Annotated in this window: 23 protein-coding genes; 12 read left to right on the top strand and 11 right to left on the bottom strand. The window is 45.3% G+C overall.

Annotation, left to right across the window (positions count from 1 at the left end; genetic code table 11):
- Positions 1–10 precede the first annotated feature (10 nt).
- From GWO68_RS08865 to GWO68_RS08855, 3 genes are all read right to left on the bottom strand, one after another.
- Positions 11–967 carry a YihY/virulence factor BrkB family protein gene (locus tag GWO68_RS08865; protein WP_162346076.1) on the bottom strand — a complete coding sequence of 319 codons (957 nt, stop codon included), beginning with the start codon at positions 965–967 and terminating at the stop codon, positions 11–13.
- Positions 968–1,421: 454 nt separating this feature from the next.
- The gene (locus tag GWO68_RS08860; RefSeq protein WP_162346075.1) at positions 1,422–1,664 is read right to left on the bottom strand and encodes a hypothetical protein; all 243 of its coding nucleotides are present in this window, start codon (positions 1,662–1,664) and stop codon (positions 1,422–1,424) included.
- A gap of 45 nt (positions 1,665–1,709) precedes the next feature.
- Positions 1,710–2,423 carry a class I SAM-dependent methyltransferase gene (locus tag GWO68_RS08855; RefSeq protein WP_162346074.1) on the bottom strand — a complete coding sequence of 238 codons (714 nt, stop codon included), beginning with the start codon at positions 2,421–2,423 and terminating at the stop codon, positions 1,710–1,712.
- Positions 2,424–2,657: 234 nt separating this feature from the next.
- Here GWO68_RS08855 and GWO68_RS08850 point away from each other — a divergent pair, with 234 nt between their 5' ends.
- Positions 2,658–3,191 (top strand): DinB family protein, encoded by a 534-nt coding sequence (locus GWO68_RS08850; RefSeq protein ID WP_162346073.1) that lies wholly within the window; start codon positions 2,658–2,660, stop codon positions 3,189–3,191.
- A 63-nt stretch (positions 3,192–3,254) separates the two neighbouring features.
- Positions 3,255–3,860, top strand: a complete 606-nt coding sequence (locus GWO68_RS08845) for a DUF429 domain-containing protein (RefSeq protein WP_162346072.1) — start codon at positions 3,255–3,257, stop codon at positions 3,858–3,860.
- On the opposite strand, the gene GWO68_RS08840 is transcribed toward GWO68_RS08845, so the two are convergent.
- Both GWO68_RS08840 and GWO68_RS08835 read right to left on the bottom strand, forming a co-directional pair.
- Positions 3,857–4,465 carry a hypothetical protein gene (locus GWO68_RS08840; protein ID WP_162346071.1) on the bottom strand — a complete coding sequence of 203 codons (609 nt, stop codon included), beginning with the start codon at positions 4,463–4,465 and terminating at the stop codon, positions 3,857–3,859. The two genes, GWO68_RS08845 and GWO68_RS08840, sit on opposite strands and share 4 nt — an antisense overlap.
- A gap of 380 nt (positions 4,466–4,845) precedes the next feature.
- Positions 4,846–6,021 (bottom strand): thioredoxin family protein, encoded by a 1,176-nt coding sequence (locus GWO68_RS08835; RefSeq protein ID WP_162346070.1) that lies wholly within the window; start codon positions 6,019–6,021, stop codon positions 4,846–4,848.
- A 214-nt stretch (positions 6,022–6,235) separates the two neighbouring features.
- Between GWO68_RS08835 and GWO68_RS08830 the strand changes: the two genes are divergently transcribed.
- Positions 6,236–6,709 carry a nucleoside deaminase gene (locus GWO68_RS08830; protein ID WP_162346069.1) on the top strand — a complete coding sequence of 158 codons (474 nt, stop codon included), beginning with the start codon at positions 6,236–6,238 and terminating at the stop codon, positions 6,707–6,709.
- A 592-nt stretch (positions 6,710–7,301) separates the two neighbouring features.
- Here GWO68_RS08830 and ffh read toward each other — a convergent pair.
- Positions 7,302–8,639 carry a signal recognition particle protein gene (ffh, locus tag GWO68_RS08825; RefSeq protein WP_162346068.1) on the bottom strand — a complete coding sequence of 446 codons (1,338 nt, stop codon included), beginning with the start codon at positions 8,637–8,639 and terminating at the stop codon, positions 7,302–7,304.
- Between the two features lie 260 nt (positions 8,640–8,899).
- On the opposite strand from ffh, the gene GWO68_RS08820 reads away from it, so the two are divergent.
- The gene (locus GWO68_RS08820) at positions 8,900–10,225 is read left to right on the top strand and encodes a glycosyltransferase family 4 protein (protein WP_162346067.1); all 1,326 of its coding nucleotides are present in this window, start codon (positions 8,900–8,902) and stop codon (positions 10,223–10,225) included.
- A gap of 652 nt (positions 10,226–10,877) precedes the next feature.
- Here GWO68_RS08820 and arsC read toward each other — a convergent pair.
- Entirely contained in the window at positions 10,878–11,219 is a 342-nt protein-coding gene (gene arsC / locus GWO68_RS08815) for an arsenate reductase (glutaredoxin) (protein WP_162346066.1), read from the bottom strand.
- A 111-nt stretch (positions 11,220–11,330) separates the two neighbouring features.
- Here arsC and GWO68_RS08810 point away from each other — a divergent pair, with 111 nt between their 5' ends.
- The 4 genes from GWO68_RS08810 (at position 11,331) to GWO68_RS08795 (ending at position 15,838) form a co-directional block, all read left to right on the top strand.
- On the top strand, positions 11,331–12,143 hold the full coding sequence (locus GWO68_RS08810) for an FRG domain-containing protein (RefSeq protein WP_235942002.1): 813 nt from the start codon (positions 11,331–11,333) through the stop codon (positions 12,141–12,143).
- A gap of 80 nt (positions 12,144–12,223) precedes the next feature.
- The gene (locus GWO68_RS08805) at positions 12,224–13,270 is read left to right on the top strand and encodes a hypothetical protein (protein WP_162346065.1); all 1,047 of its coding nucleotides are present in this window, start codon (positions 12,224–12,226) and stop codon (positions 13,268–13,270) included.
- Between the two features lie 392 nt (positions 13,271–13,662).
- A complete protein-coding gene (locus GWO68_RS08800) occupies positions 13,663–14,556 on the top strand; it encodes a transglutaminase domain-containing protein (protein WP_162346064.1) in 894 nt (297 codons plus the stop codon).
- 115 nt (positions 14,557–14,671) lie between these two features.
- Positions 14,672–15,838, top strand: a complete 1,167-nt coding sequence (locus tag GWO68_RS08795) for a sigma-54-dependent transcriptional regulator (RefSeq protein WP_162346063.1) — start codon at positions 14,672–14,674, stop codon at positions 15,836–15,838.
- Between the two features lie 310 nt (positions 15,839–16,148).
- On the opposite strand, the gene GWO68_RS08790 is transcribed toward GWO68_RS08795, so the two are convergent.
- Together GWO68_RS08790 and GWO68_RS08785 are read right to left on the bottom strand one after the other, a co-directional pair.
- Positions 16,149–17,111, bottom strand: coding sequence for a zinc-dependent peptidase (locus tag GWO68_RS08790; protein ID WP_235942001.1), 963 nt, complete (start codon positions 17,109–17,111; stop codon positions 16,149–16,151).
- A complete protein-coding gene (locus tag GWO68_RS08785; RefSeq protein WP_162346061.1) occupies positions 17,104–18,096 on the bottom strand; it encodes an acyl-CoA synthetase family protein in 993 nt (330 codons plus the stop codon). The genes GWO68_RS08790 and GWO68_RS08785 overlap by 8 nt, the downstream gene beginning before the upstream one ends.
- 76 nt (positions 18,097–18,172) lie before the next feature.
- On the opposite strand from GWO68_RS08785, the gene GWO68_RS08780 reads away from it, so the two are divergent.
- Positions 18,173–18,748, top strand: coding sequence for a hypothetical protein (locus GWO68_RS08780; RefSeq protein ID WP_162346060.1), 576 nt, complete (start codon positions 18,173–18,175; stop codon positions 18,746–18,748).
- 78 nt (positions 18,749–18,826) lie between these two features.
- On the opposite strand, the gene GWO68_RS08775 is transcribed toward GWO68_RS08780, so the two are convergent.
- Entirely contained in the window at positions 18,827–21,235 is a 2,409-nt protein-coding gene (locus tag GWO68_RS08775) for an alpha-ketoacid dehydrogenase subunit alpha/beta (RefSeq protein WP_162346059.1), read from the bottom strand.
- Positions 21,236–21,431: 196 nt separating this feature from the next.
- Between GWO68_RS08775 and GWO68_RS08770 the strand changes: the two genes are divergently transcribed.
- Together GWO68_RS08770 and ald are read left to right on the top strand one after the other, a co-directional pair.
- Positions 21,432–22,181 (top strand): DUF1573 domain-containing protein, encoded by a 750-nt coding sequence (locus tag GWO68_RS08770; RefSeq protein ID WP_162346058.1) that lies wholly within the window; start codon positions 21,432–21,434, stop codon positions 22,179–22,181.
- Between the two features lie 261 nt (positions 22,182–22,442).
- Complete coding sequence (ald, locus tag GWO68_RS08765) at positions 22,443–23,555, top strand: alanine dehydrogenase (protein WP_162346057.1); 1,113 nt, start codon at positions 22,443–22,445, stop codon at positions 23,553–23,555.
- Positions 23,556–24,321: 766 nt separating this feature from the next.
- On the opposite strand, the gene GWO68_RS08760 is transcribed toward ald, so the two are convergent.
- On the bottom strand, positions 24,322–24,771 hold the full coding sequence (locus GWO68_RS08760) for a type I restriction enzyme HsdR N-terminal domain-containing protein (protein WP_162346056.1): 450 nt from the start codon (positions 24,769–24,771) through the stop codon (positions 24,322–24,324).
- Positions 24,772–24,860: 89 nt separating this feature from the next.
- On the opposite strand from GWO68_RS08760, the gene GWO68_RS08755 reads away from it, so the two are divergent.
- The gene (locus GWO68_RS08755; RefSeq protein WP_162346055.1) at positions 24,861–25,634 is read left to right on the top strand and encodes an AMP nucleosidase; all 774 of its coding nucleotides are present in this window, start codon (positions 24,861–24,863) and stop codon (positions 25,632–25,634) included.
- Positions 25,635–25,637: the final 3 nt, after the last annotated feature.

The following is a 25,637-nucleotide window of genomic DNA, read 5'->3' as shown; positions in this document are numbered from 1 at the left end:
GAAAGGCGACTTACAACGAGTCGCCTTTTTCTTTGCTCTTTACTTCTACTTTGCCGGTATCGGTGTCAATCTCCATTTCTTTTTTTTTCACTTTTACGGCGGTGTCCTCGGGTTCAATGTGTTTTTCATGTGCTTTAGAATAAACCTGCGTAAACTCGGCCCCGAACAAAAAGATAACCGAAGTATAAAACACCCACACCAGTATCAGTACCAACGAGCCGGCAGCGCCATAGGTATCGGCCAGCGGGTCGTGCTGAAAATAGATATTGAGCACATATTTACCCAGCACAAAAAGAATAGAAGTAACAAAAGCACCTACCCACACATTTTTCCAACGGATCTTGGCATCGGGCAAGACGCGGTAAATGGCCGCAAAAATAATGGTACTGATGACAAGCGACACCAGGATATTGCCTATCGTTATAAAGTAGATAGCGACCCCGGAAAACTGCTGCCGCAGAAAATCATACACAATGCCCAGGGCTACATCTATAGCCAGCGAAACCAGCAGCAAAAACCCCATACTTATTACCATCGCCAGCGAAAGCACACGGCCAATCAACAGTTTCAGCCAGCCTTTTTCTATTTTGGCTTTTACCTCCCACATTGCATTCAGTGAGTCCTGCAGCGCTACAAATACGGTGGTGGCCGAAAAGATCATGGTAGCCACTCCAACTATAGTTCCGATAGTAGAGGCATCTGAAATAGCGGCATTCTCGATGATATTCTGAAACTGTGTAGCACTGTTCCTGCCAACGATGCCGCCTAACTGGTTTACGACCTGACCTTTTACCGCTTCCTGCCCAAACACAGCTCCTGCAATACGGATGGTAATGATCAGCACTGCCGGCAGCGAGAAAATGGTATAAAAACCTATAATAGCCGCATAATCAAGCGGGTTATCGTCTACAAATTCTTTAAAAGTCTGCTTGGTGATCTCCCAGGTGGAGGCAACACGTTTGTTCATGTGCTTATAACTATAATTGTAACGACGGTATTTGGCCGAAATCAGCTATAGGTACGGAGATTTATAGTTTGTTGATGTGTTGGGATGTGGGAATAGACTACAGCTGCCCTCTCGCGTCCCGCGAGTGTACGCTACAGGCGGTGTCTCGCCACGAAGTAACAATTTGTAGTTAACTAAGATTTAAACTATAGTTTGAGGCGGCCAGAGGCCGTGGGTAAATCACACTCGCGGGACGCGAGCGAGGGCAAGAGTTCAATCAATTGCTAATATTATATAGTTCTCCAAATTCATATCCTTGCTCGTTTAACCTTTGTCTTTCTCCCTCACTCATTTGTGCAAAGATGTAGTTCTCGTGGGTTATTGTTGCCAAAATTTCAATACCATCCTTTATCAGAGAAAGATCTTCAAACTGATAATTATTCCAGTCTTTAAAGGGCTTAGAAAGTATAAATTTCTAAGCCCTGTCATTTAGTCTATACCTTCGGCTAGTTCCGCTAGAATATATTTTATCCTTCCTTTCTAACTCTCCAACTAAATAAGGCTCAAGGGTATCCAATTCAGAATTTAGCTTTGTAGAATCATAGAGGACATTAAATTCTACAAATTCAGCTTTCTCTAAATAAGTATTAAGAAGATTAAACCAACTTCGATCGTTATTTATACTCTCTGTAAGAGCGTATAAAATCTCTTTTTTCATTTCATTATCCTGATAGCCCCAAAGTATAAATCAAATTATACCCCCCTACCACTGCAACACCAGCTTTGCCAGGAAATTACCATTCTCGCCTTCATACAGCACTTCCATCGTGAAACCGTGTTCTTCGGCGTATTGCTCCAGCAGGCCGGCATCTATAAACAGCCATTTAAAAGTGTCGCTTTCGTGGGTTTTATATTTCATTTTATACTCCACTTCGCCATAGTAGCCGGCATTCAAATCAAGTAGCACAGAGCCATCTTCCTGCTCGTACATGTACAGTATATCCGACGACTCCAGCAGTATCTGCCCGCCCGGGTTAAGTATAGTTTTGGCATGCACCAGAAACTTGTACAACCCGAACAGGTCGCCAACTATACCAATGCCGTTCATCAGCATTAGCAGGGTATCGTATTTCTGATCATTCAATTCTTTTACATCGCCGAGCAGCACATTTTCTATTCCACGCCCGCGCATGGCCTCTACGGCACCTTCCGAAATATCTATAGCTGTTACCTGTAAGCCACGCTCCTGTAGCAACAAACTATGGCAACCAGCCCCGGCACCCACATCCAGCACATGGCCATGGCAGGCTTCTAAAGCTATAGTTTCCAGTTCGGGCATTTCTTCCTGCTGCCTGAACAGGTAATCCACAGGTATAATATCGTCTTCGGTCAGGTTACAGGATACTGTTATACTTCCCTTCTTTTTACCTTGCAGGTAATCTTTTATAGCCGTTCCGATCGGGTCGTTCTTGATCATAATGTAAAGTTACGAAAAGTATAGTTTGGCAGATTATTGGTATTAGAAAATAGTTTATTGCACAATCCTAATTATATAGAATTGCTAATACTACACCACTCACTTATGTATCAACCGGTTACACAAAATACCGAACACCACAAGCTTGCATTTAATAAAAAAATATGTAGTTTTAGCTCCATTATAATTCCTTTTAGCCCTATGAGTTCAGCAGTTTTTAGCCCCGTTCTGTTTATGAATCCGAAACTGGAATCGAAATACCTTTTCCTGGAGAAGTCTCGCAGCAAGTTACTGAATAGTTTAAGAGACCTGGATGAAACCCTTTTAAACACCTGCCCTGCAGACGGGAAATGGTCTATTGGCCAGATTGCCGCCCACCTGGTACAGGTAGAACAGCTGACTATTGGGTATATACAAAAGAAGCTTTCTGAGGAAAAAGAACTCCAGCATTCGACTTTAAAGCATATGGTAAGTTCTGTTATATTGAAGCTTGCCCTTAGCTCAGGTATGAAGTTTAAAGCGCCCGCTATAGTTGCCAACGTACCCGACACCGTAACCCTGAATACCCTGCACGCCCAGTGGGACGAAACCCGCTACAAACTGGAAGACCTGCTGACCGAACTACCTCCACACATGCTGGATAAGTGCTTGTTCCGACACCCGTATGCCGGCATGCTTAGCATCTCGCAGACCTTAACTTTTATACAGGACCATTTTAACCACCACCTGGCACAAATAAACCACCTGAAACAGCAACTCACCAAGTAAGGCAACCTGCACTTACCTATTACCAGCTAACTACGTAAGTAGCTATACTTACAGGTTACAGGTATGGCTACAGAAAATAAATTCACTTTTATGGGCGTGGACTATGGCGCTAAATTAGCCGGCACCACAGCCGCCGCCATGGTAGAGAACAACAGCTTGCAACTATGGCACAGCATCCGCGGCCAGGATGCTGATGAATTTCTGCTGAAACTAATACTGGAGAAAAGGCCCTCCACTGTATTTATTGATGCCCCGCTAACCTTACCCAAAGTATACTCGCAATCGGCTTACACCTCTGGTTCAGACTTCTTTTACCGCGCCTGCGACCGCGAGGTACAGGCCATGTCGCCGATGTTTATTGGGGGGTTAACGGCACGGGCCATAAAGCTGCGCACTATACTTGCCGAACAAGGGATTGCTGTGCTGGAGACTTACCCCTCGCAGCTGGCGCATGTATTGCTGCCTGATGAGAAAGGGTATAAAAAAGATCTTGCAACGTTGCCTATAATAGCACAACTGCTGCAAGATCTTTTGGTTTATAAATTTGCACAACCTCCGCAGGACTGGCATCAGTTTGATGCGCTGCTGGCCTGGTTCAGCGGTTACCGCCACCTAAACGGCGAGGCTATACTTTACGGCGAAGCCCACGAGGGCCGGATTATAGTTTAGTTGTTACCGCCCAGGTCGCCGCCGGTTTCCAGGGTTTTAAACTCCATCTGCAATGCTTTAATCTTTACTTCATCATCGGTTGGCAGGTCTTCATCCACTTCATCTTTACGGTCGTTCAGGGTTTGCATTACCATTTTAGCCATTTCCCAGTCCTGGTCCGTCCAGTTGCTGCGTTGGCTGCGTACGTTTTCCATAAAAGTAATGTAAACCTGGCGCACGTTTTCGCGGGTTATAGTTGATTTATCGGCGTAAGAGCCCAGTAGCTTTTGCTCCCACTCGGTTAGGCGGGCAGCGCGACGGCTTTCTTCATACTGTTTGTCTGCGTCATTAAACTGCTGTTTCAGGTTCTGGTAATCCTGCTTCAGTTCGTCCGAGAAGTTTTCCTGTTTCACGTCCAGTTCCTGGGTTCGGGTAGCGAAATCGCTTTTAGCTTTTTTCCAGTCCTCTTCTGTTCTGTCTGAGATGTTAGATGTTGTCTGGCTGATCCAGTTTCTGAAGTCGCCAAGTTCGTCTTCTACTTTGGTTTCTTTAGAGGCAGAGCAGCTGCTAAGCAAGGCTATAACACAAAAGCACCATCCTAATAAATATAATGTTACGTTTTTCATAGTTGTTGATTGTTAGTTTGATGCTCCTATTACGCAAAATCAGGTACTAAGATGTGTACAGAATCTTTACACAAAATTTGTAAATATTTAATAATCAACACTTTTAAAAAACTCGTTTTACATAAGTCCGTACATAATTACAGTTACTTTTTCCTAGTTAAGCAGCAGGAAAACATGTAACCCAGATGTTGAACCACATTTTATTAGTAGACAATACCACTAGCCGGGTGGCAGAAGACCGTAATAGCCTATACTTCGAGTATGCGCGTTTTTAATGCACAAGTGAAGTATAGGTTATGTCTTTTTAAGCCAACTATAAACACAAAGCGGCGGCCCCTGTTGTGCAGGAGCCGCCGCTTTGTATTAAGGCACGGTTTAGTTTACAGCTTGTTAATTTTTACCAGCAGCTCTTCGGTGCCTTGCACATCGTCGCCGTTCTTCTTGCCTGCTGCTATGGCTTTTTCAGCGGCTGCTTTCGCTTTGTCTTTCTGGCCTAATTTATAAAGCAGCGATGCATGTGTATCTAAGTTGGCATAACCCGGCGCTATAGTTACCGACTTACGGGCCCATTCTTCGGCTTTCTGCAGCATGGCTTTATCATCAATGTTTTCATAGTATTTCCAGGCAATGCTGTTCAGGCGGTTAGCATCGGTGGTGTAATAAGTATCAAACAGTTTGGTATTGGCAGCATGGTATTTTGGCAGATCCTGCTTGCGCTCATAGTATACCGCATCGGCAGCCAATAACAACCTTTCAGCATCTTTCAGGTTTAATTTGGCAAGGTCGGTTTTCAGCTTTGCAAATTCTGCATCTTTCCCCTCATAAGCGGCGCGGTTCAGGGCCGAGCCATATACGCTCATTATTTTCTGGTTTACAGAGTCGGGTGTATACTTTTTGGCAAAGGCTTCGCGGTTTTTAACCAGGTGCGTAAACGTTGGCGATTCTACGGTGCTTACGTTGGTATAGATCAGTTTCCAGTTGCCCGGCTCCAGTAGCTGTTCCGATTTCTGGGTAGCAAAATAAGCTTCGGCCACTTTTCCGGCATCCAGGGCAGCTTCGTTCAGCACTTTCAGGTAGCCCATCATAAAACCAGCAGAGCGGTCGCCGGCCGTAAATTTCTTTTGATACGATGCAAAATTCTTAGCAGGGTCTTTGGCTATAGTTGCTACATCTAAAAACATTTCGGCTGGGCGGGCGCCAACAGTGCGGTGCATTACGCTGCCATCTGCCGCCAGAAAAAGGAAGCTCGGGTACGCCTGCACTTCATATTTTTTGGCCATATCTATCCCTTCACCTTTTTCCATGTCCAGTTTATAGTTCACGAAGTTCTGGTTAAAGTAATCGGCAACGGCATCGTTCACAAACACATTCTTATCCATCCACTTACAAGGTCCGCACCAGGTGGTGTAAGCATCAATAAACACTGGCTTGTTCTCTGTTTTAGCCTGTGCCAAAATTTCGGCAACGGTGCCTTTCCTGAAATTGATCTCTTTTGTTTGTGCCCAGGCCGAACTGCTAACCAGCAAAACCAACAGCCATAGTATTGTTTTTTTCATTTGTATCAGATGTTTTAAAAAGTAGACGTATGTGTTATAAAAGAAAGTTTTATACTATAAAGCAACTATATAGGGGTAACGTAACCTATAGTTAAAATTATACTTTTTTACGGATAAATTAACAGCCATCCTTTCTTTTTTATCCTGACAGAATGGTTGTGGCGACAAAGGTGATACATACACAGACAAACAACAAAATAAACTATAGTAAAGCATGGATCAACGCGAAGAATTTATGAAGGAAGCCATTAAGCTTTCGATAGAAAAGATGGAAGCAGGTTTTGGCGGCCCTTTTGGGGCAGTTGTAGTGTGCGACGGAAAGATAATTGCACGCGGCTACAACAACGTGCTCGCCACCAACGACCCTACCGCCCACGCCGAAGTGGATGCCATCCGTAAAGCCTGCCAGGCCTTGGGCACCTTTCAGTTAGAGAACTGCGAACTATATACCAGCTGCGAGCCCTGCCCCATGTGTTTAGGCGCCATCTATTGGGCCCGCCCCAAAAAAGTATACTATGGCAACACAAAAACTGATGCCGCCCGCATTGGCTTCGACGACCAGTTTATTTACGACGAAATAGATAAGCCCTTAACTGCCCGCTCCATCCCTATGGAGCAACTTTTACCGGATGCCGCCAAAGAGGCCTTTAACCGCTGGGAAGCGAAATTGGAGAAGACAAATTATTGATTGTTTGAACCGCGGAATAATGGGGGTTTGATGGATTAAATTGGAATTGTTGAGACACAATATTTTGCTTCTTCTTTGTCTGAATCAGGATTTACCGAATTAAAAAGTATGAACCGGATAAATAGCGGAAGCGTAACTTGTACAGCACTATAGCGCCAGTTTGTAACTGGCTTTGCTTTGGGAAAGCAAATATAACTATGGCCGTAACCATAACACTATAGTTTGTTATTAAGAGACAAGCGCTCTCGCCCGCCTCTGGCGAGTGTGAATTACTAGCGGACTCTGGCCGCTTTAAGCTATAGTCTATAGTCTAGTTTTATACTTAAACTATAGTTGTGCATTTACGTGGCGGGACGCCACCGGTAGCTCACACTCGCCAGAGACGAGCGAGGGCAAGTTTAAACTATAGTTCGGCTATAGTTTCAAAACAAAGACAAAAGCAAACCCTAAAAAATACCTATAGTTTAATAGAAAAAAGGCGCAAGATTTTGCGTGTCTACAAATCCTTCAAATCCAAATTACCCCGCAGTTCAGACAAACAAAAAGGCTGAGCAAATGCCCAGCCTTTCTTAACTATAGTTTGTAGTTCCGATTAGCGGCGACCCATCATTTTAGCAAGGTTACCTAAACCGCCACGTGTTCCGGCCATCTTGTTCATCGACTTCATCATTTTGCGCATGTCGTTGAACTGCTTCATCAGGTTGTTTACCTGCGTAATATCGGTACCAGAACCTTTCGCGATACGGGCACGACGCGGGCCGTTGATCATATCCGGGTTCTCGCGCTCCGCTGGTGTCATCGATCGGATAATGGCTTCGATTGGCTTAAACGCGTTGTCATCGATCTCTACATCTTTCAGGGCTTTGCCAACACCTGGTATCATGCCAACCAGGTCTTTGATATCACCCATCTTTTTGATCTGCTCCAGCTGTGTCAGGAAGTCGTCGAAGTTGAACTGGTTCTTACGGATCTTCTTGTTGATACGCTTCGCCTCGTCCTCGTCGAATGCCTGCTGCGCACGCTCAACAAGGGAGATAACGTCACCCATGCCCAGGATACGCTGTGCCATACGATCCGGGTAGAACAGATCAAGCGCTTCCATTTTCTCACCCGTAGAGATGAACTTGATTGGCTTCTCAACAACAGCACGGATAGAAAGGGCCGCACCACCACGAGAGTCACCATCTAACTTGGTAAGCACTACCCCATCGAAGTTGATGCGGTCGTTGAAAGTCTTGGCTGTGTTCACCGCATCCTGACCTGTCATCGAGTCAACTACAAACAGGGTTTCAGTTGGCTTAACAGCAGCTTTGATCTCGGCTATCTCTTTCATCATCGCTTCATCCACGGCCAAACGACCGGCGGTATCAATGATGACTACTTTCTTGTTTGTTTTTTTGGCATGCTCTATGGCATTAAGCGCAATCTGAACAGGGTTTTTATTTTCCAGTTCGGTATACGCCTCTACGCCAACCTGCTCGGCCAGAACCTGTAGCTGGTTAATCGCAGCTGGGCGGTACACGTCGCAGGCAGCTACCATTACAGATTTGCCTTGCTTTTTCAGGTAGTTGGCCAGTTTACCGGTAAAGGTTGTTTTACCAGAACCCTGCAGACCCGCGATCAGGATAATAGCCGGATTACCGCTGATGTTGATGTCCTGCTTTTCGCCGCCCATCAGTTCGGTCAGCTCTTCGTACACGATTTTCACCATTAACTGGCCCGGAGAAACTGCGATTAATACATCGCGGCCCATGGCTTCGTCTTTGATCTTATCGGTTACAGTTTTGGCAACTTTATAGTTTACGTCGGCATCAACCAGGGCGCGGCGCACCTCTTTTATAGTTGCAGCAACGTTAATCTCGGTAATGCTACCCTGGCCTTTAAGCGTTTTAAAAGCGCGGTCTAGTTTGTTACTTAAATTATCAAACATCTCTTTCTTCTGGATTTACCTACAAAAATAAACAATTTTTACTTGTCAGGGACAGTCATTAAAATGATTTGTGCGATTTATATGATTTTGTGCATTGTGGCAAACTATAAAACTATAGTTCATCAAATCAACCTGTATAGCACCTGACCAACCTTACTAAACTAACCAATCCTTTTAATCGCTGGTTCAGACAATCCGTAAAGGCATAATTAGTATATATATTTCTTATATTTGAAACGACAGCTAAGCAATTCATCGCTTTGGAAAAGACCGACTCAACAAACTTACTATACATCTCTTATTACTGGCCCCCGTCTGGTGGTCCGGGCGTGCAGCGTGGCTTAAAGTTCTGCAAATACCTGCCGCAATCTGGCGTTACCACCGGTGTACTTACCGTTGATGAAAAACAGGCCTCTTACGCCCTTCTGGACCCAACTTTTGAAAAGGAAATTCCAGAAGGGTTAGAAGTATACAAAACTGCTACATCAGAGCCGTTTGAATACTATAAAAAGCTATCCGGCAAAAAGGAAATACCTTACAGCGGCTTTGCCAACCAGAAAACCAAAGACACTTTTGTAGACAAGGTTTTTAAGTTTGTGCGTGGCAATTTATTTATACCTGATGCCCGTGTTGGCTGGAACAAGCATGCCCTTAAAAAAGCCGAAGAACTTATAGTTGCCGGAAAGTATAACGCTATACTTACCACCAGTCCGCCGCATTCTACGCAGCTCATCGGGCTTAAGTTAAAGCAGAAATACAAACTGCCCTGGGTAGCCGACCTGCGCGACCCATGGACTAACATACACTATTACGACCAGCTGTTACACACGCCTATTGCCAAACGCCTGGATGAAAAGTATGAACGCCAGGTACTAGAGCAAGCTGATGCTATTATAGTTACCAGCGAAGACACCAAACGCCTGTTCCTGAACAAGCCGGCCAACATACACGAGGATAAAATTCACGTTATCCCGAACGGCTACGACGAAGACGATTTCGTTTTCCAGAGCAACCCACCTGAGGACACGTTTCTGATAACTTACACCGGCACCATTACTGAGCAGTATAACATTGATGTTTTCCTGAAGGTGATTGCCAATTTACTTTCAACGCACAGCGAAATAAACTATAAACTGCGGTTTGTTGGCAAGGTATCAGAAGGTGTGAAGCAGCGCATTACCAAAGCTGGCCTGGAAGGGATAACCGAGTACATCAGCTACGTACCGCACCAGGAAGCCATCAAACATATGATGGAAAGCACCATGCTGTTACTTTCGATTGCTGAAGTAGATAGTGTGTACGCCAACGTACCTGGTAAATTGTTTGAGTATCTGGCATCCAACAAACCTATAGTTGCGCTTGGTCCCGTACACTCTGCCATGGACCAGATCATAGACGAATGTGGCGCCGGCCGCTTGTTCCACTACACCGCCTACGACCTGATGCTGGACCACATGACCCTGATGAGCAAAGCATGGAAGATAAATCCGAATTTAGACCTGCCTTTTATCAATCATACCCGTTTCTCGAGAAGAGCGCTTACAGAGGAGTTAGCGAATGTGGTGAAGGAGTTGGTTAGGAAGTAGACTTTATTAGTTGTCTGAATCAGGATTTACAGGATTAGATTGGATTTTCGGGATTTAGGTGGTTGCTATAGTTTTATAGTTGCCGATTGTCATCCCCCTGCCCCCTTCAAAGGGGGACTTTCTGCTTCTACTATAGTTGTAAGTATAGTTCTATAGTTGCAGTCCACGATCGGACAGGTCGCGACCTGTCCCTACGAAACTATAGCCACGATCAATTTCGGAGCTTACCGTTTCAAACTATAGTTAAGCGGTATATAGTAGAAAGATCGCAGTCTTTGGGTTGAGCGCCTTTGACTTGTTGCGGTGCCGCCAGGCAATCCGACGAAGGAGGATAGCAAGAAGGCAGCAGCGCGATGCCCGAAGACGGGGCCTCCCGGCCGTGAGGGAGCCAAAGCTCACTTGAAACGATGAGTAACTAAAGCTCCCAGGAATAAAGAATTTTTGAAACTAAGGCTTGGTTAAGATAAGAGTGAATTAAACTAAAGGACATATAAGATCCTTCGACTTCGCTCAGGATGACAAATGTGAAACTATAAAATCAGACGCTGGCAGGAGCTGCGCACGTTGCTAGGTCTAAATTCCTGTTAATCAAGCAAGTCAACATTAATCTGTGGCTCAAATTTCTCACTATGTTCGAAATGACAATAGTGCCCTATAAAATAGTTAAAACATTCTCTGGCGGACGGCCAATAACAGCTTTGTCACCTCTTACAACTATAGGTCTTTCAATCAAAACCGGGTTAGCAACCATAGCCTGTATCCATTCCTCATCTGATAAACTCTTGCCTGCAAACTGCTCTTTATAAACAGCTTCGCCTTTACGCACAAGTTCTTCAGGTTTCATTCCCAACTTCTGCAGCAGTTCTTTCAACTCATCTACGGAGGGTGTTTGCTTCAGGTATTCTACTACTTCTACTTCCTGGTTATGTTCCTTCAGCAGGTCGAGGGTGCAGCGGCTTTTGCTGCAACGTGTATTATGGTAAATTTTGATCATAGGGCATCTGTATAAGTGCATATAAAAGTATAAATTTCCTGTATCTTACACCTAACAACGCAACTGAAACCTGTTACATTTATTTCTGTAAGAATAACAAAACCCTACCCAATGATGCACGCAGGAACTGATATAGTTGTAAATACCTGGCTTGAGTTACAGGCTGCCCTCTTCGACCATAGTTGGGATCCAAACCTGGGGCGCTTCAGATCTAGTTATGTGTACCGGGGCAGCTGGAACAAATCATATGACCTGAGCACGAGCATTACACGCATCGGCCCACAATACGAACGGTTAGAGCCACATATTCTGCGCAATTTCAGGAAATACGCCCACGGTACCGCCCCCCAGGACGACACCATCTGGAACTGGCTGGCCATGGCCCAGCATCACGGTCTGCCCACCCGCCTTTTAGACTGGAGTTATTCGCCTTATGTAGCGCTGCATTTTGTAACCGACCTGCTCGATAAGTATGAAGAGGATGGTGCAGTTTGGTGCGTAGACTATGTAAAATCAAAGCAATGCCTGCCGCCCCAACTGCGCAAAGCCGTAGACGAAGAAGGTGCCAGCGTATTTACCCCCGAGATACTGGCTCCTGTTTGTCCGTCGTTTAAAACATTGGGCAATTTGCAGGAACAGGAGTTTGTACTGTTTCTGGAGCCACCTTCGCTGGATGCCCGCATTGTACAGCAATTTGCGTTGTTCTCTATGATGTCGGATGTAAAAGCCGAACTGAGCCAGTGGCTGCTGCAACACCCGGAACTATACTTCAGAGTAATTATACCTGCTAAACTTAAATGGGAAATTCGCGACAAACTGGACCAGGCCAATATTACTGAGCGAGTACTTTTTCCGGGACTTGCCGGTTTAAGCCAGTGGCTGAAAAGGCACTATACCCATACAAAACAGCCAGCTGTCGATTAACTAAAAATATAACTATAGGTGTAGGCAGGTAAATATTAATTTACTAATTTAAGCATCGATTACACCCTTATACTTTTTTTATGCTTTCCCGCTTACTTCCGACCTTTGCCCAAGCCAATATCCGGCTGCCTTTTATACTTTGTGCCACCACTATACTTGCCAGCAGTTGCATGCAGGAGCGCGAAGCACAACAGACCGTACAAGCCGCAGTACCCGCCCAGCAGGCCACACCACCTGCACCCGATACCTTAGCTAAAGCCAAAACAAAACAAGACACGGCAACTATAGCTATCACACCTGCCACAGATACATCGTGGGTTTACCCGGGCCCAAAACCATTGCCGGGCGCTATACTTCCTGGCAAACGCATTCTTGCATTTTACGGCAATCCGTTGTCTAAACGCATGGGTATTTTGGGCGAGTTACCAGAAGATAAAATGCTTCAGAAACTGGACGAAGAAGTTGCCCACTGGCAAGCTGCCGACCCAACTATACCGGTGCAGCCTGCTTTGCATGCTATAGTTGTTACAGCGCAGGGTAAGCCGGGCCGCGGCAACAAATACAGGCTCCGGATGACGAACAGAATGATAGACGAAGTGCTGGAGATGGCAAAAAAACGCGATGCCATTGTTTTCCTGGATGTGCAGGTAGGCCAGAGTACGTTGCAGGAAGAGTTGCCGGAATTAGTTAAATACCTGCAACTGCCCAATGTGCATTTAGGCATCGATGCCGAATTTTCGATGAAGAACGGTGGAGTGCCGGGCCGCAGAATAGGTACTTTTGATGCCGAAGATATTAATTACGCGACAGGTTTACTGGCCAACCTGGTTACAGAACATAAACTGCCACCTAAACTTTTAATTGTACACCGCTTTACGCAAGGCATGATCCGGAACACACAGAACATTAAGCTCGACCCACGCTACCAGGTAGTAATGCACATGGATGGCTGGGGCGGACCTGCTCTGAAGAAAGATACTTACCGAAGATACATCAAAAATGAGCCGGTGCAGTTTACAGGCTTTAAGCTGTTCTATAAAAACGATACTAAAAACGGTCACCGCCTGATGACGCCTGAAGAAGTGCTCGCCCTTACACCAAAGCCACTTTACATCCAGTATCAGTAAGAGTATTGGTTGATCTGTATTTTTGTTAAGTTGGCTATAGTTTGTAAAACGTATTCTACAAATTTCTTTCTTAGGCTTAGTACAACAATTCAGTAAAAAATAAAAATAGTAACTATAAAGGCAGCCTGAGAGATGGGGCTGCCTTTATAGTTTAAATTACCCACGTTTACTCCCCTCCCAGAATAAAGATTTTCATCACTTTGTCCAAAAATTCTTTTTATAGTTAAAAATATTTTCTAACTTAAAAACAGGATAGGTGCACGATAATTTTATAAAAAAGTTTGCACCTGCCGGGAGCAAAAAGGCCCGGATTTTGCGTTAGGAGAATACAGACATGCTGGTGAAGAGGCATAGCTTCTAAAAGACAGCGTTTTAGCGAGAGGGGAAAATTTATGGCGCAGTTATTACAAGCCTCGTCGGCGTTAAAATTTGCCGTACGGTTTATTCAGATCATCATCGTGTTCCCGATGGCGGTGTTACTCAGCTTTTATGTACCACCTTATAAGTCGATGGATTATGAGCTGCACTTTTTACTGTGGCTTATGGTTTCTGCAGCGGTGTCAGTTATCGTTACCCGCATCAGCCCAAAACTTATCGTATTCACGTTCTTCACAATTATGGGCGTGTTCCTGTACAACAGCAGTTTTCCGGGCATAACTTTCGGCGATATTTATTCTGAATATAATGCTGCTCTGGTAAACATGACCAGCAATCCGCATAAGGTATCATACTTTAAGCCGGTAAAGGGTACCTACTTTCAGGAGGAGCGCGTGAAAAATACCATGCAACCTACCCACCCGAAGCTGCGCAACTTTGCTGTAGAAAACTCGACACGCTACTTTAACGATGAGTATTACCGCAAATATGGCAAGCTAACCCGGTACTTTTCGCTGTTCAAACATATCCGCCTGAATTGGAAATACGTGAACGACCCTATTAACATGGATTATTACTCGCCTCCGGTTGAAAGTATGGAACTGCTGGCCGGCGACTGTGATGATTATGCGATTCTGATGGCCTCGTCGGTGATGGCTATTGGTGGCGAAGCCCGCGTAGTAATCTCAGAAAGCCATATGTATACCGAAGTAAAAGTTGGTAAGTCAGACGACATAGATGCAGTGAGCCATGTGGTGCGCACCTTGTTCCCGGATGAAGTAAACAGCGGCAAGATCCATTTCCATGAGACCAACGATGAGCTCTGGATAAACTTTGATTATACTGCCCGCCACCCGGGGGGTTATTTCCTAGAGCCTGAACTTTATAGTGTTATCACATTTACTAAATAAGCCCATACTATAAGTATAGCTAAATCAGTTTTATACACGTACAAGTGCAGCAGCCACCTTGCCGGTGGCTGTTTTATTTTTTAATTTAGCCTGATAACCTAAACTGAATCTACCTATGCCCAAAATTCTGATTATAGATGATGAGCGGGCCATCCGTAGTACCCTGAAGGAAATTCTGGAGTTTGAGAATTATGCCGTTGACGAAGCCGAAGACGGTGAAAAGGGACTACAGCTCCTGAGCAAAAGCAAGTACGATGTAGTGCTTTGCGACATAAAAATGCCGGGCATGGACGGCCTGGAAGTACTGGAAAAAGCCATGGAGCTTACCCCGGACACCCCGTTCATCATGATCTCTGCACACGGAACGATAGACACTGCTGTGGAAGCCACCAAAAAAGGCGCCTACGACTTTCTACAGAAACCACCCGACCTTAACCGTTTGCTGGTAACTGTTCGCAATGCCCTGGATAAAGCCACCCTGGTAACCGAAACCAAGATCCTGAAAAAGAAGATATCTAAAACCTATGAAATGGTAGGTACTTCGGGGGCACTTGGTCGTGTAAAACAGGCTATTGAAAAAGTAGCCCCTACCGATGCCCGCGTACTGATAACCGGACCAAATGGATCGGGGAAAGAGCTGGTAGCACGCTCTATACATGAACACAGCAACCGTAGCCATGGCCCTCTGATAGAAGTAAACTGCGCCGCCATCCCAAGTGAGCTGATCGAGAGTGAACTGTTCGGCCACGAAAAGGGCTCGTTTACCTCAGCCGTTAAGCAGCGCATCGGTAAGTTTGAGCAGGCGAATGGTGGTACTTTGTTTCTGGATGAGGTGGGCGATATGAGCCTTTCGGCCCAGGCCAAAGTGCTGCGTGCGTTACAGGAGCATAAAATTACCCGCGTAGGTGGCGATAAAGACATTCAGGTGGACGTGCGTGTGATTGCGGCAACCAACAAGAACCTGCTGGAAGAGATCGAAGCCAAAAATTTCCGTGAAGACTTGTACCACCGCCTGGGCGTTATCCTGATACATGTGCCACCACTGAACGAGCGCCGCGAAGACATACCGGACCTGGTTAGCAAGTTCCTGAACGACATTGCCAATGACTATGGCAACAAACCTAAAACTATAGCTTCCGATGCTATGCAGTATTTGCAAGGCCTGGACTGGCGAGGGAATGTGCGCGAGCTACGTAACGTGGTAGAGCGACTGGTAATCATGAGCGGCAATGAAATTACGCTGGAAGATGCCAAAGCCTATGCCCGACCGGTAGTAGCGTAAACTATAGTTTCCAGTTAAATAAAAGACAAAGGATATTTAGACAAAGGACAAAAGATCTTTGATTGTGCCTTCATTCAGCCCTCCCTACGAGGGGTTAGGACATTTCAATGTAGCAAATTCTCCCCTTGAGGGGAGCGCAGAGGGGTGTTTTCATTTACGGGTATGCTGCAAGGAAAATAATAATTGCTTTTTACCTGCTGTATTAACACCCCTATAATCCCCTCAAGGGGATAGTCTGTTTTGCATAGTTATAGTTGCAACTATAAATGGCTGGCCCGAAGTTTAAAAGCTTCGGGCCAGCCATTTATTTTTAAGCAGCCTGTTTCTTCAGCAAGCAACAGTTTTTATACTTCTCGCCGCTGCCACAAGGGCAAAGCTCGTTTCGGCCCAATCGTTTGCCATACGGGTTTAGTAATTCCCTGAAATTGATACGGAACCTGCGTTTCGGGTTTTGCTGGAATATTTTGGTCAGCAAGGCGTAAAGTCTTGGGTGATTCTCAGCTAATTTATCCGGTTTCTCAAAGAAGTATTCGGTAACTACCGCAAAAAATTCGGCTTCGCTTGTGGCGCCATAATCATCGATATCTGATTCGCCCCGCTTTATACTTTTGATCTTCCGATACATCAGTTCCCGCCATGGCTCCACCCATTCATCCGGCAAATAAGCTTCGGGTACGCCATCAATCTCACCATCGGCCTGGTCGAGCATATGGGCAAATTCGTGGATGCCTACATTTTTGCGGTCAGCCATGTCGTTAAAGCCACGCTCCAGCGCCGGTTTTGATAAGGTAACATAATGATCGTTCTGGAAAGGATTTACACGGCCCAACACTTCTGTTACCGCCTCGCTTTTCTGGTCTTTATACTTTTTTATACTTCCCGGAAACACCAGCACCTCACCTAAATTCTGATACTCCCAATCGCGGAAGCCGAAAATAGGGATAATGGCGCTGCTTGCTACCAGCACTTTGGTCAGGTCGTCTATCTTTACATCTATGCCGGTGATGCGCTTTTCGGACAGGAACAGTTGGATAAGCTTTTCGAAGCGTTGTTTCTCTTCGTCGGTCTTCAGGGTGTGATAAAAACCTACCCGATCATTTAATATCTTACGCCACTCCCCCGGAAACTCGGAGGCAAGTACCGCTTTCCTGCGCCGTGATTTGCGTGTAGCCCATCTGTAAAACACAAAGACTAAAACCGCTGAAAAAAGTATCAATACAAAATATCCCATGGCAGGCTTAAACGCAGGTAGGGGCAGAAAGATGTTAGGCAATAAGTAAATTACAGCCCCGGATATCCGAATTATCAAAGCGGCCCAGCACTTCAAAGGTGCCATCTTCCTTAAATCTACCGATGTCCTTGGTCTCGATAAAAGCGCAGGAATCTATGTTGGCCAGGTCTATAACATTAATGCCGCCGCTGCGGTGGTGGCTACCAATATCAAAGGGGTCGTTTAGGTCGCGAAGCAGGATTTGCATGGTTTGGCCGGGGTAAAAAATGCCCTCGCCTTTGGAGTAGCCCTGCGATAGTAACTCGGTCATGCCATATTCTGAATGGATGGCATCTACGCCAAAACCTTGTTTCAGGTAACTATGCAGCTCCTCGCGCACCATTTCGCGGTGACGCCCTTTCATGCCGCCAGTTTCCATGATAGTTACGCCTTCAAAACTATAGTTTCCATTCAGTTCTTCGGCCCAGTCCAGCAACGCATAGCTCACCCCTATCAGCAACACTCTTTTACCACGTGCTTTAGCCGAAGCTATACTTTGCAGCAACTGGCTATGGTTATGTAAATAAAAGCCTTCTTCCGTCTGGCCTGTCTGTTTAATGAAAAAATCAACCATCGCTACCAAGCTGGAGCCTCCCTGCTCCAGGTAAGATGGCAAAAGCGCCAGCACCACATATTGCTCCAGCGGTCCGTAAAAATGCTCGAAAATATACCTTGTAACCTGGTTGTACCACTGCAGGTCGGCAACGTAATGTTTGCTGCGTGTTTGTTGGGTGGTACCGCTGCTTAAAAAAGTAACTTCGGGCTCAAAAGTACCAGTTGCAACCTTTTGCTGCTTAAAGAACTCTATAGGTAAGAAAGGGATCTGTGCTAACGAATTTATTTGATCTGGCTCAACGTTAAGGTTATTTACGTACTCTTTGTAAACAACATTGTGTTCGGCCTGGTACCTGAACAGCTTAAGTGCCATCTGGGTAAAATCAGTAGGTTGCCCGAGTAACTGTTGTTTAAACTGCGCCTTGAAATCCATCAAATAAACTTATAACAAATCCTATATCTAATCGTTTGATTTAGTAAATTTAGCTTCATTTTTCTGATTTTGCTGTATGAACTATATGCTAAAGTATAGCCTCTCCTGCCTGCTACTGGTACTTACACTAGCCTCGTGCCGCAAAGAGCCCAACTACCCCGATGAGCCCCAGATATCTTTTAAACGAGTAGAACAGTATGACCATGATGCATTGGGAGTACAAAAAGATAGCCTCTTTTTAGTTATCGGTTTTCAGGATGGCGATGGAAATCTGGGCTTATCTTCAGATGATAAGTCGGAAGACTATAATTTCCCATTTCAAAAGGGCTCTCCCTACGAGAAGAATTTTATTATTAAAGTGCTTAGAGCCAGACCAGATCCTAACAATCCGGGTGATCCTGTTTTCGAAGAGTTAATATTTCCGACAGGAACAGATTTAAGTGGTCGTTTCCCGAGAATAAGTAATGACGATAGGAAAGAACCGCTGGAGGGTGAAATAAAACTAGCCCTGGAAATCACGAATGAAAATGAGCAATATTATGCTGTTGGTGATGTGGTTAAATTTGAAGTGTTTATTTATGATCGAACCACTCCTGTACCAAATAAAAGTAATGTGGTAACTTCAGAGCCGATTACATTATTCACGAATTAGCTACTAAAACTATAGCAACTATAAAAAAGGCCCTGCAACTATAGCTGCAGGGCCTTTTTGTTGGTTTAAACTTAGTATTTAGTAAATCGTCGGGAAATTTTCCGGATCAGCTTCGTGCATGATGTCGTACACCGCCTCGAATACGTCTTCGGTATTTGGTTTTGAGAAGTAATCGCCATCAGAACCATACGGCGGACGGTGCGCTTGTGCAGCTAAACACTGCGGCTTCGAGTCCAGCCATCTCCAGGCGCCTTGCTCATCCACCACCTGCTGCATCATAAACGCTGTTGCTCCACCCGGTACGTCTTCATCGGTAAACAGCACACGGTTTGTTTTCTTGATAGAGTCGGTAATCACATGCTCTATATCGAACGGTAACAACGTCTGCACATCTATCACTTCTGCTGATATACCGAATTCTTCCAGCTGGCGGGCAGCTTCCATTACAATGCGGCACATCGAGCCATAGGTAACAATCGTTACATCCGAGCCTTCTTTCAGGATCTCAGGCTTGCCCAGTGGCACCGTAAACTCCCCAATATTATTCGGAATGCGCTCTTTTAATCTATAACCATTCAGGCACTCGATTACCAGTGCAGGCTCATCAGACTTAAGTAGTGTATTATAAAAGCCAGCAGCCTGCGTCATGTCGCGCGGAACCAGCACGTGCATGCCCCGGATGCTGTTCAGGATCATACCTATTGGAGAACCAGAGTGCCAGATACCTTCCAGGCGGTGACCGCGTGTACGAACTATAAGCGGTGCTTTCTGGCCACCTTTTGTACGGTACTGCAAACAGGCCACATCATCGCTCAGGATCTGTATGGCATATAAAAGGTAATCCAGGTACTGAATTTCGGTGATAGGGCGAAGTCCACGTAAGGCAGCACCAATACCCTGACCAATGATCGTACACTCCCGGATACCGGTATCCGTAACGCGCAGTTCGCCATACTTTTCCTGTAAGCCGGCAAAAGCCTGGTTTACGTCGCCTATTTTACCAACGTCTTCGCCAATGGCAAACACACGCGGGTCGCGGGCAAGTATGGCATCAAAAGCTGCCTGTAACACTTCGCGGCCGTCTACTACCGGAGAATTTTCATCAAACTCAGGTTTTACTTCTTCTACCAATAACGCCGATTCTTCAGACTGACTATACAGGTATGAATTGAAACGGTCTGCGTTTTCACCTATCGTTTGCTCTAACCAACCTACCAGTTCGCGCTTGGCGGCGTTTCGTTCATCGCGTACATAACGTAAGGCTTTACGCACGGCCCTAACTGCATCGCTGCGGATAGGTACGGTTACTTTGCGAAGCTCTTCGGTTATAGTTGCTATTTCGGTAATGTGTTCGCTGGCAGCTGCCAGGTTATCTAATAACTGTAATGCTACCGCGTGATCTTCTTTTATACCCGTATCAAAAGCGGTCCAGGCATTGGTGCGCGCAACTCGTACAGCCTCTTTCGCTTCGTTTTCGATCTGGTCAAGCTGCTCTGTAGTGGAAATACCGTTGGCCAGTATCCACTCACGCATCTTCTTTAAACAGTCAAACTCAGCTTCCCACTCCAGTCTTTCTTTAGATTTGTAACGCTCATGCGAGCCTGATGTAGAGTGGCCCTGAGGTTGGGTTACTTCTTCTACGTGTACCAGTACCGGCACATGCTGCTCGCGGCAAACACGCACGGCTGCTTCGTACGTTTCGCAAAGGGCGGCATAATCCCAGCCTTTTACTTTAAATATCTCGTAACCCTGCTCCCCTTCTGCATTGCGCTGGAAACCGGCTAAAATTTCAGATATACTTCCTTTGGTAGTCTGGTACTCAGCTGGCACCGAAATCCCATAGCCATCGTCCCAGACCGAAACCAGCATTGGCACCTGCAACACACCACCGGCGTTTATGGCTTCGAAGAACATGCCTTCAGAAGTAGAGGCGTTACCTATAGTTCCGAAAGCTACCTCGTTACCGTTTACCGAAAACTGCTGTAACTGCTGCAATTCCGGGTTCTGGCGGTATAGTTTAGATGCATAAGCCAAACCAACAAGGCGTGGCATCTGGGCGGCTGTAGGCGAAATATCAGAGCTGGAGTTTTTCTGCTCCATTAAATTTTTCCAGTTCCCCTCATCGTCCAGCGAACGTGTGCCGAAGTGGCCGTTCATGGCGCGGCCAGCTGTAGAGGGCTCTGCCTCTACATCGGTGTGGGCGTATAATTGTGCAAAGTATTGCTGTAGTGTCAGTTCGCCAATGGCAAACATAAATGTCTGGTCGCGGTAATAGCCCGAACGGAAGTCACCGTTCTGAAAGAACCTGGCCATTGCCAGCTGTGCTACCTCTTTACCATCTCCGAAGATACCAAACTTGGCTTTGCCCATGAACACCTCCTTGCGGCCTGCAAGGCTTGCCTGGCGGCTCTCCCAACCTGTGCGATAATCCTGAAGTATTTCTTCAGCTGTTAATTTTTGAGTTATAGATACTTCAGCAGTTTGCATGTTATATCAGGTATATACTTGTGGTATAATTTCATTCAAAAGTACAGAACATTAGCCTAAACTTCAAACTAAGCCCTTCCTTCACTAAATTTGGCACGCTATTGGAACCCGTTTTGTAAAAGATTTGCTATCTTTGTTTTGCTCTGAAAAATAATCAGACACTATTTACGTTAATTTGCTTCTCAATTTTTTTGAAATGAGAAAAAACATATACATTATTGCGTTGCTAACCTTATTGCTGGTTAGTTTCGGAGCCAATGCCCAGGGAGAGCTTACCTTTGAAAAGGTAACACATGATTTTGGTACGATAGCTGAGGGAACGCAGGCAACTTTTGAATTTAAGGTTAAGAACGTGGGAGATCAGCCGGTGGTTATTGCTAATGTGCAGCCATCTTGTGGGTGTACCTCCCCTGACTGGACCAAAACGCCGATATTGCCCGGAAAAACAGGTGTTATAAAAGCCGTTTATAACAGTGCTGGCCGACCAGGACCGTTCCATAAGTCTATTTCGGTTACATCAAATGCGAAAACGCCAAACACGATTATCTACATAAAAGGTAATGTTGGCCCAAAAGATTTGAAAACCAGTTATACGCAGGAACAAAAATTAATGTCGCCGCGTTTGGCAGTTGGGAGCACAAACTACAACTTTGGAAAACTTGAAAAAGGACAAAAAGCGGTAGCCAAATTCATAATAAAAAACACAGGTCAGCAGGACCTGGTAGTGCAGGGAGTACAAAGCAAATGCAACTGCGTGAGCTACAGAGTATCGAAGCCTGCGATAAAAGCGGGAGAGCAAGCAGTTTTGGAACTTAGATACATTCCTGTTGTGTTACAGGAGCAAATCGAGCAAGTAACCGTTTTATCAAACGATATAGTAATGCCAAACCTCAGGCTAACATTAAAAGCAAATGTAGTAGAGGGCCTGGCTAATAGAAATATGTAAGGGAAGGCGAACAGCCGGAACTTTCAGATAGTTTTTTTCATAGTTTTATTTTGTACTAACGGCAGTGATTTTATCGCTGCCTTTTTTCATTTTATACCTTTCTGTTTTCGTTTCGGCTATAGTTGCCGGTGCAATTTTCCGGCTTTCTACGGCGGTGTCTTTCTATGTGTAATTGTTGTTTTTATTACCTGAAGTTAATGGTATATTTGCGCAGCTAAAAACAGCATACTAAAGCTTATCAAAAACTTAACATAGACCGACATGATTATTGGTGTTCCAAAGGAGATCAAGAATAATGAAAACCGCGTAGGTGCAACGCCTGCAGGTGTTAACGAACTGGTACGTAACGGCCACACCGTATACGTACAGGCTACTGCCGGCGAAGGCAGCGGTTTTGCTGACGAAGATTATACAAAAGCTGGCGCAACTATACTTCCAACTATAGAAGAAGTATATGCTATTGCTGAGATGATCATCAAAGTAAAAGAGCCTATCGAGTCTGAATACAACCTGATCAAAGAAGATCAGTTGCTGTTCACGTACTTCCACTTTGCATCTTACGAGCCGCTTACACACGCTATGATCGCGCGTAAGGCTGTTTGCCTTGCTTACGAAACAGTAGAACGCCCTGACAGAAGCCTGCCTCTATTGGTGCCAATGTCAGAAGTTGCCGGCCGTATGTCGATACAGGAAGGTGCTAAATACCTGGAGAAACCATTGAAAGGCCGTGGTATACTATTAGGAGGCGTACCAGGTGTGCGTCCTGCTAAAGTGTTGATACTTGGTGGTGGTGTGGTTGGTACGAACGCTGCTAAAATGGCTGCCGGTATGGGTGCTGATGTAACTATACTTGATACTAACCTTGCACGTCTGCGTTACCTGGACGATGTTCTTCCTGCCAACGTTAAAACGCAGATGTCAAATGAATACACGATCCGTGAGCTTGTGCAGACACATGACCTGATCATTGGTGCGGTATTGATACCTGGTGCTAAGGCTCCAAACCTGATCACGCGCGACATGCTGAAAACTATGAAGCCAGGCACTGTATTGGTTGATGTTGCAGTTGACCAGGGCGGTTGCATCGAGACTTGTAAGCCAACGACACACGAGAACCCTACTTTTATTATTGATGATGTGGTTCATTATTGCGTGGCTAACATGCCAGGTGCTGTTCCGTTCACGTCTACACAGGCGCTTACAAACGCTACCCTACCTTACGCTGTACAACTTGCTAACAAAGGCTGGAAGCAGGCTTGCGCTGATAACACTGAGCTGAAGAAAGGTCTGAATGTAGTAAATGGTAAGGTTGTGTACCCAGGTGTTGCTGAAGCTTTCGGCTTAGAGTATACTGAAGTAGCTGCTGTACTATAAGTATAACAGAACTATAGTTAAAGGCCTTCCGGAATAAATCTGGAAGGCCTTTTTGTTTATCTGAATCAGGATCTGCAGGATTAATTTGGATAAACAGGATTTTTAAAGAAAACCCGTGCCCTCACGACCTTAAAGTGTGCGCAGCTTCTGTTAGCGTCCAGGCTATAGTTTACGGTTAACCCACCCCTACCCCTCCCGAGAGGGGAATTTTCTGTCTTGGCTATAGTTGGGTTTATAGTTTCATAGGTGCTAATTTACCTCACCCCGGCCCTCTCCTAACAGGAGAGGGAGTGTCTGCTTTAGCTATAGTTGAAAGTATAATTCTATAGTTGCTGTCCAAGAGGCGGACAGGTCGCGACCTGTCCCTACGAAACTATAGCCATGATAAAAGTCGAAGCTTAGAAGTACAAATATAGATAGAGGTCAATAGTAGAAAGATCGCAGTCTTTGGGTTGAGCGCCTCGAGAGGTTCCGGTGCCGCCAGGCATTGCGAGGTACGAGCAATGGAAGCGAAAGCAGCGCGATGCCCAAAGACGGGGCCTCCCGGCCGTGAGGGAACCAAAGCTAACTATAGAACTATAGGCAAGTAGAGCTCCCAGGATTGGTTGTAACTATAGAAGGATAGCTTGGTGCCGGTCGCTACTAGAGTTAACTATAGGACATATAAGATTACTCGGCTATGCTCGGAATGACAAAGTAAGAACTATAACCTCTATCTATAGGAAAATTAAGATTTCTCGACTTTGTTCGAAATGACAAAGACCAACTATAACTGATTATAAACTGGAATTTCCTGCAACGGCTGAAACTGTCTTGTTTCAAAATCTACCTGCCAGCAGTAATGGTCTAAACCATTTGTAATAACTATAAACTTAGCCTTTATAGTTTGATTATAGACCGATACCTGTTTTACCACATCCTGCGTAACAGGCACATAAGCAGCTTTACATTCAACCAACAAAAGAGGGTTGCCGCTATTATCATACACACACAGGTCGGTGCGTTTCTGGAGTTTGTTATAGTTGGTGCCGCGTTCTATACTGATGAGGCTTTTAGGATAACCCAGCTCGTTTATAAGGTAATGCAGGAAATGTTGCCGTACCCATTCTTCAGGGGTTAGAACTATATTCTTCCGGCGGAGTATATCAAAAATAAGATAATTATCCCCGGATTTAGTAATTTTGTGTTCGAATGGTGGCAGATTAAGAGCATCCATGCTGCAAGTTAGCCATTTTCTGACGCTCCGCCCCCGTAGCACCAGCTGCCAAGGCGGATTTTTTATATCTAATTGAGTATATTTAAATTATGAAGACGAAAGAAGAGATCGTAAACGACTGGCTTCCCCGCTACACCGGAGTGCCGTTAAATGAGTTTGGGGAATATATCCTGCTTACAAATTTTATAAACTATGTACGCATGTTTGCTGACCGCTTTGAAGTGGAAATAAACGGCCTGGACAAGCCGATGCAAACTGCTACAGCCAATAACATCACCATTATAAACTTTGGTATGGGTAGTGCTATGGCAGCCACTGTCATGGACCTGTTATCAGCTATCAAACCTAAAGCGGCGCTGTTTTTAGGCAAGTGCGGTGGCCTGAAAAGAAAAACCCAACTCGGAGACCTTATACTTCCGATTGCAGCCATCCGCGGCGAAGGTACCTCAGACGACTATTTACCACCTGAAATTCCGGCACTTCCTTCGTTCCGATTGCAGCGTGCCGTATCTTCTATGATCAAAAAGCATGAACTGGATTACTGGACTGGTACTGTTTATACAACTAACCGCCGCGTTTGGGAGCACGACGAAGATTTTAAAGATTACCTGCGCCAGATACGCGCCATGGGCATCGATATGGAAACGGCTACCATTTTTACAGTTGGTTTCGTTAACGAGATTCCGCACGGAGCCTTGCTACTGGTTTCTGATAACCCGATGACACCGGATGGTGTGAAAACATCTGCCAGCGATAAACTGGTAACCTCTTCTTATGTCGAAAAACACCTGAGTATAGGTATAGATTCTCTGATAGAGTTACAAAATTCCGGGGAGTCTGTTAAACACATGCGTTTCGAGTAAACT

The organism is Pontibacter fetidus (genome assembly GCF_010119545.1).
In the GTDB taxonomy this organism is placed as follows: domain Bacteria; phylum Bacteroidota; class Bacteroidia; order Cytophagales; family Hymenobacteraceae; genus Pontibacter; species Pontibacter fetidus.
The sequence above is the reverse complement of the archived record's forward strand: the minus strand, read 5'-3'. Positions and strand labels throughout refer to the sequence as shown.

What these genes read in the sequence shown, in the direction of transcription:
- GWO68_RS08865 (WP_162346076.1), bottom strand. Translation starts at nt 967, where the DNA reads ATGAACAAACGTGTTGCCTCCACCTGGGAGATCACCAAGCAGACTTTT.
- GWO68_RS08850 (WP_162346073.1), top strand. Translation starts at nt 2,658, where the DNA reads ATGAATCCGAAACTGGAATCGAAATACCTTTTCCTGGAGAAGTCTCGC.
- GWO68_RS08795 (WP_162346063.1), top strand. Translation starts at nt 14,672, where the DNA reads ATGCCCAAAATTCTGATTATAGATGATGAGCGGGCCATCCGTAGTACC.
- ald (WP_162346057.1), top strand. Translation starts at nt 22,443, where the DNA reads ATGATTATTGGTGTTCCAAAGGAGATCAAGAATAATGAAAACCGCGTA.
- arsC (WP_162346066.1), bottom strand. Translation starts at nt 11,219, where the DNA reads ATGATCAAAATTTACCATAATACACGTTGCAGCAAAAGCCGCTGCACC.
- GWO68_RS08860 (WP_162346075.1), bottom strand. Translation starts at nt 1,664, where the DNA reads ATGAAAAAAGAGATTTTATACGCTCTTACAGAGAGTATAAATAACGAT.
- GWO68_RS08775 (WP_162346059.1), bottom strand. Translation starts at nt 21,235, where the DNA reads ATGCAAACTGCTGAAGTATCTATAACTCAAAAATTAACAGCTGAAGAA.
- GWO68_RS08780 (WP_162346060.1), top strand. Translation starts at nt 18,173, where the DNA reads ATGAACTATATGCTAAAGTATAGCCTCTCCTGCCTGCTACTGGTACTT.
- GWO68_RS08835 (WP_162346070.1), bottom strand. Translation starts at nt 6,021, where the DNA reads ATGAAAAAAACAATACTATGGCTGTTGGTTTTGCTGGTTAGCAGTTCG.
- GWO68_RS08810 (WP_235942002.1), top strand. Translation starts at nt 11,331, where the DNA reads ATGATGCACGCAGGAACTGATATAGTTGTAAATACCTGGCTTGAGTTA.
- GWO68_RS08800 (WP_162346064.1), top strand. Translation starts at nt 13,663, where the DNA reads ATGGCGCAGTTATTACAAGCCTCGTCGGCGTTAAAATTTGCCGTACGG.
- GWO68_RS08805 (WP_162346065.1), top strand. Translation starts at nt 12,224, where the DNA reads ATGCTTTCCCGCTTACTTCCGACCTTTGCCCAAGCCAATATCCGGCTG.
- GWO68_RS08845 (WP_162346072.1), top strand. Translation starts at nt 3,255, where the DNA reads ATGGCTACAGAAAATAAATTCACTTTTATGGGCGTGGACTATGGCGCT.
- GWO68_RS08785 (WP_162346061.1), bottom strand. Translation starts at nt 18,096, where the DNA reads ATGGATTTCAAGGCGCAGTTTAAACAACAGTTACTCGGGCAACCTACT.
- GWO68_RS08760 (WP_162346056.1), bottom strand. Translation starts at nt 24,771, where the DNA reads ATGGATGCTCTTAATCTGCCACCATTCGAACACAAAATTACTAAATCC.
- GWO68_RS08830 (WP_162346069.1), top strand. Translation starts at nt 6,236, where the DNA reads ATGGATCAACGCGAAGAATTTATGAAGGAAGCCATTAAGCTTTCGATA.
- ffh (WP_162346068.1), bottom strand. Translation starts at nt 8,639, where the DNA reads ATGTTTGATAATTTAAGTAACAAACTAGACCGCGCTTTTAAAACGCTT.
- GWO68_RS08770 (WP_162346058.1), top strand. Translation starts at nt 21,432, where the DNA reads ATGAGAAAAAACATATACATTATTGCGTTGCTAACCTTATTGCTGGTT.
- GWO68_RS08840 (WP_162346071.1), bottom strand. Translation starts at nt 4,465, where the DNA reads ATGAAAAACGTAACATTATATTTATTAGGATGGTGCTTTTGTGTTATA.
- GWO68_RS08755 (WP_162346055.1), top strand. Translation starts at nt 24,861, where the DNA reads ATGAAGACGAAAGAAGAGATCGTAAACGACTGGCTTCCCCGCTACACC.
- GWO68_RS08855 (WP_162346074.1), bottom strand. Translation starts at nt 2,423, where the DNA reads ATGATCAAGAACGACCCGATCGGAACGGCTATAAAAGATTACCTGCAA.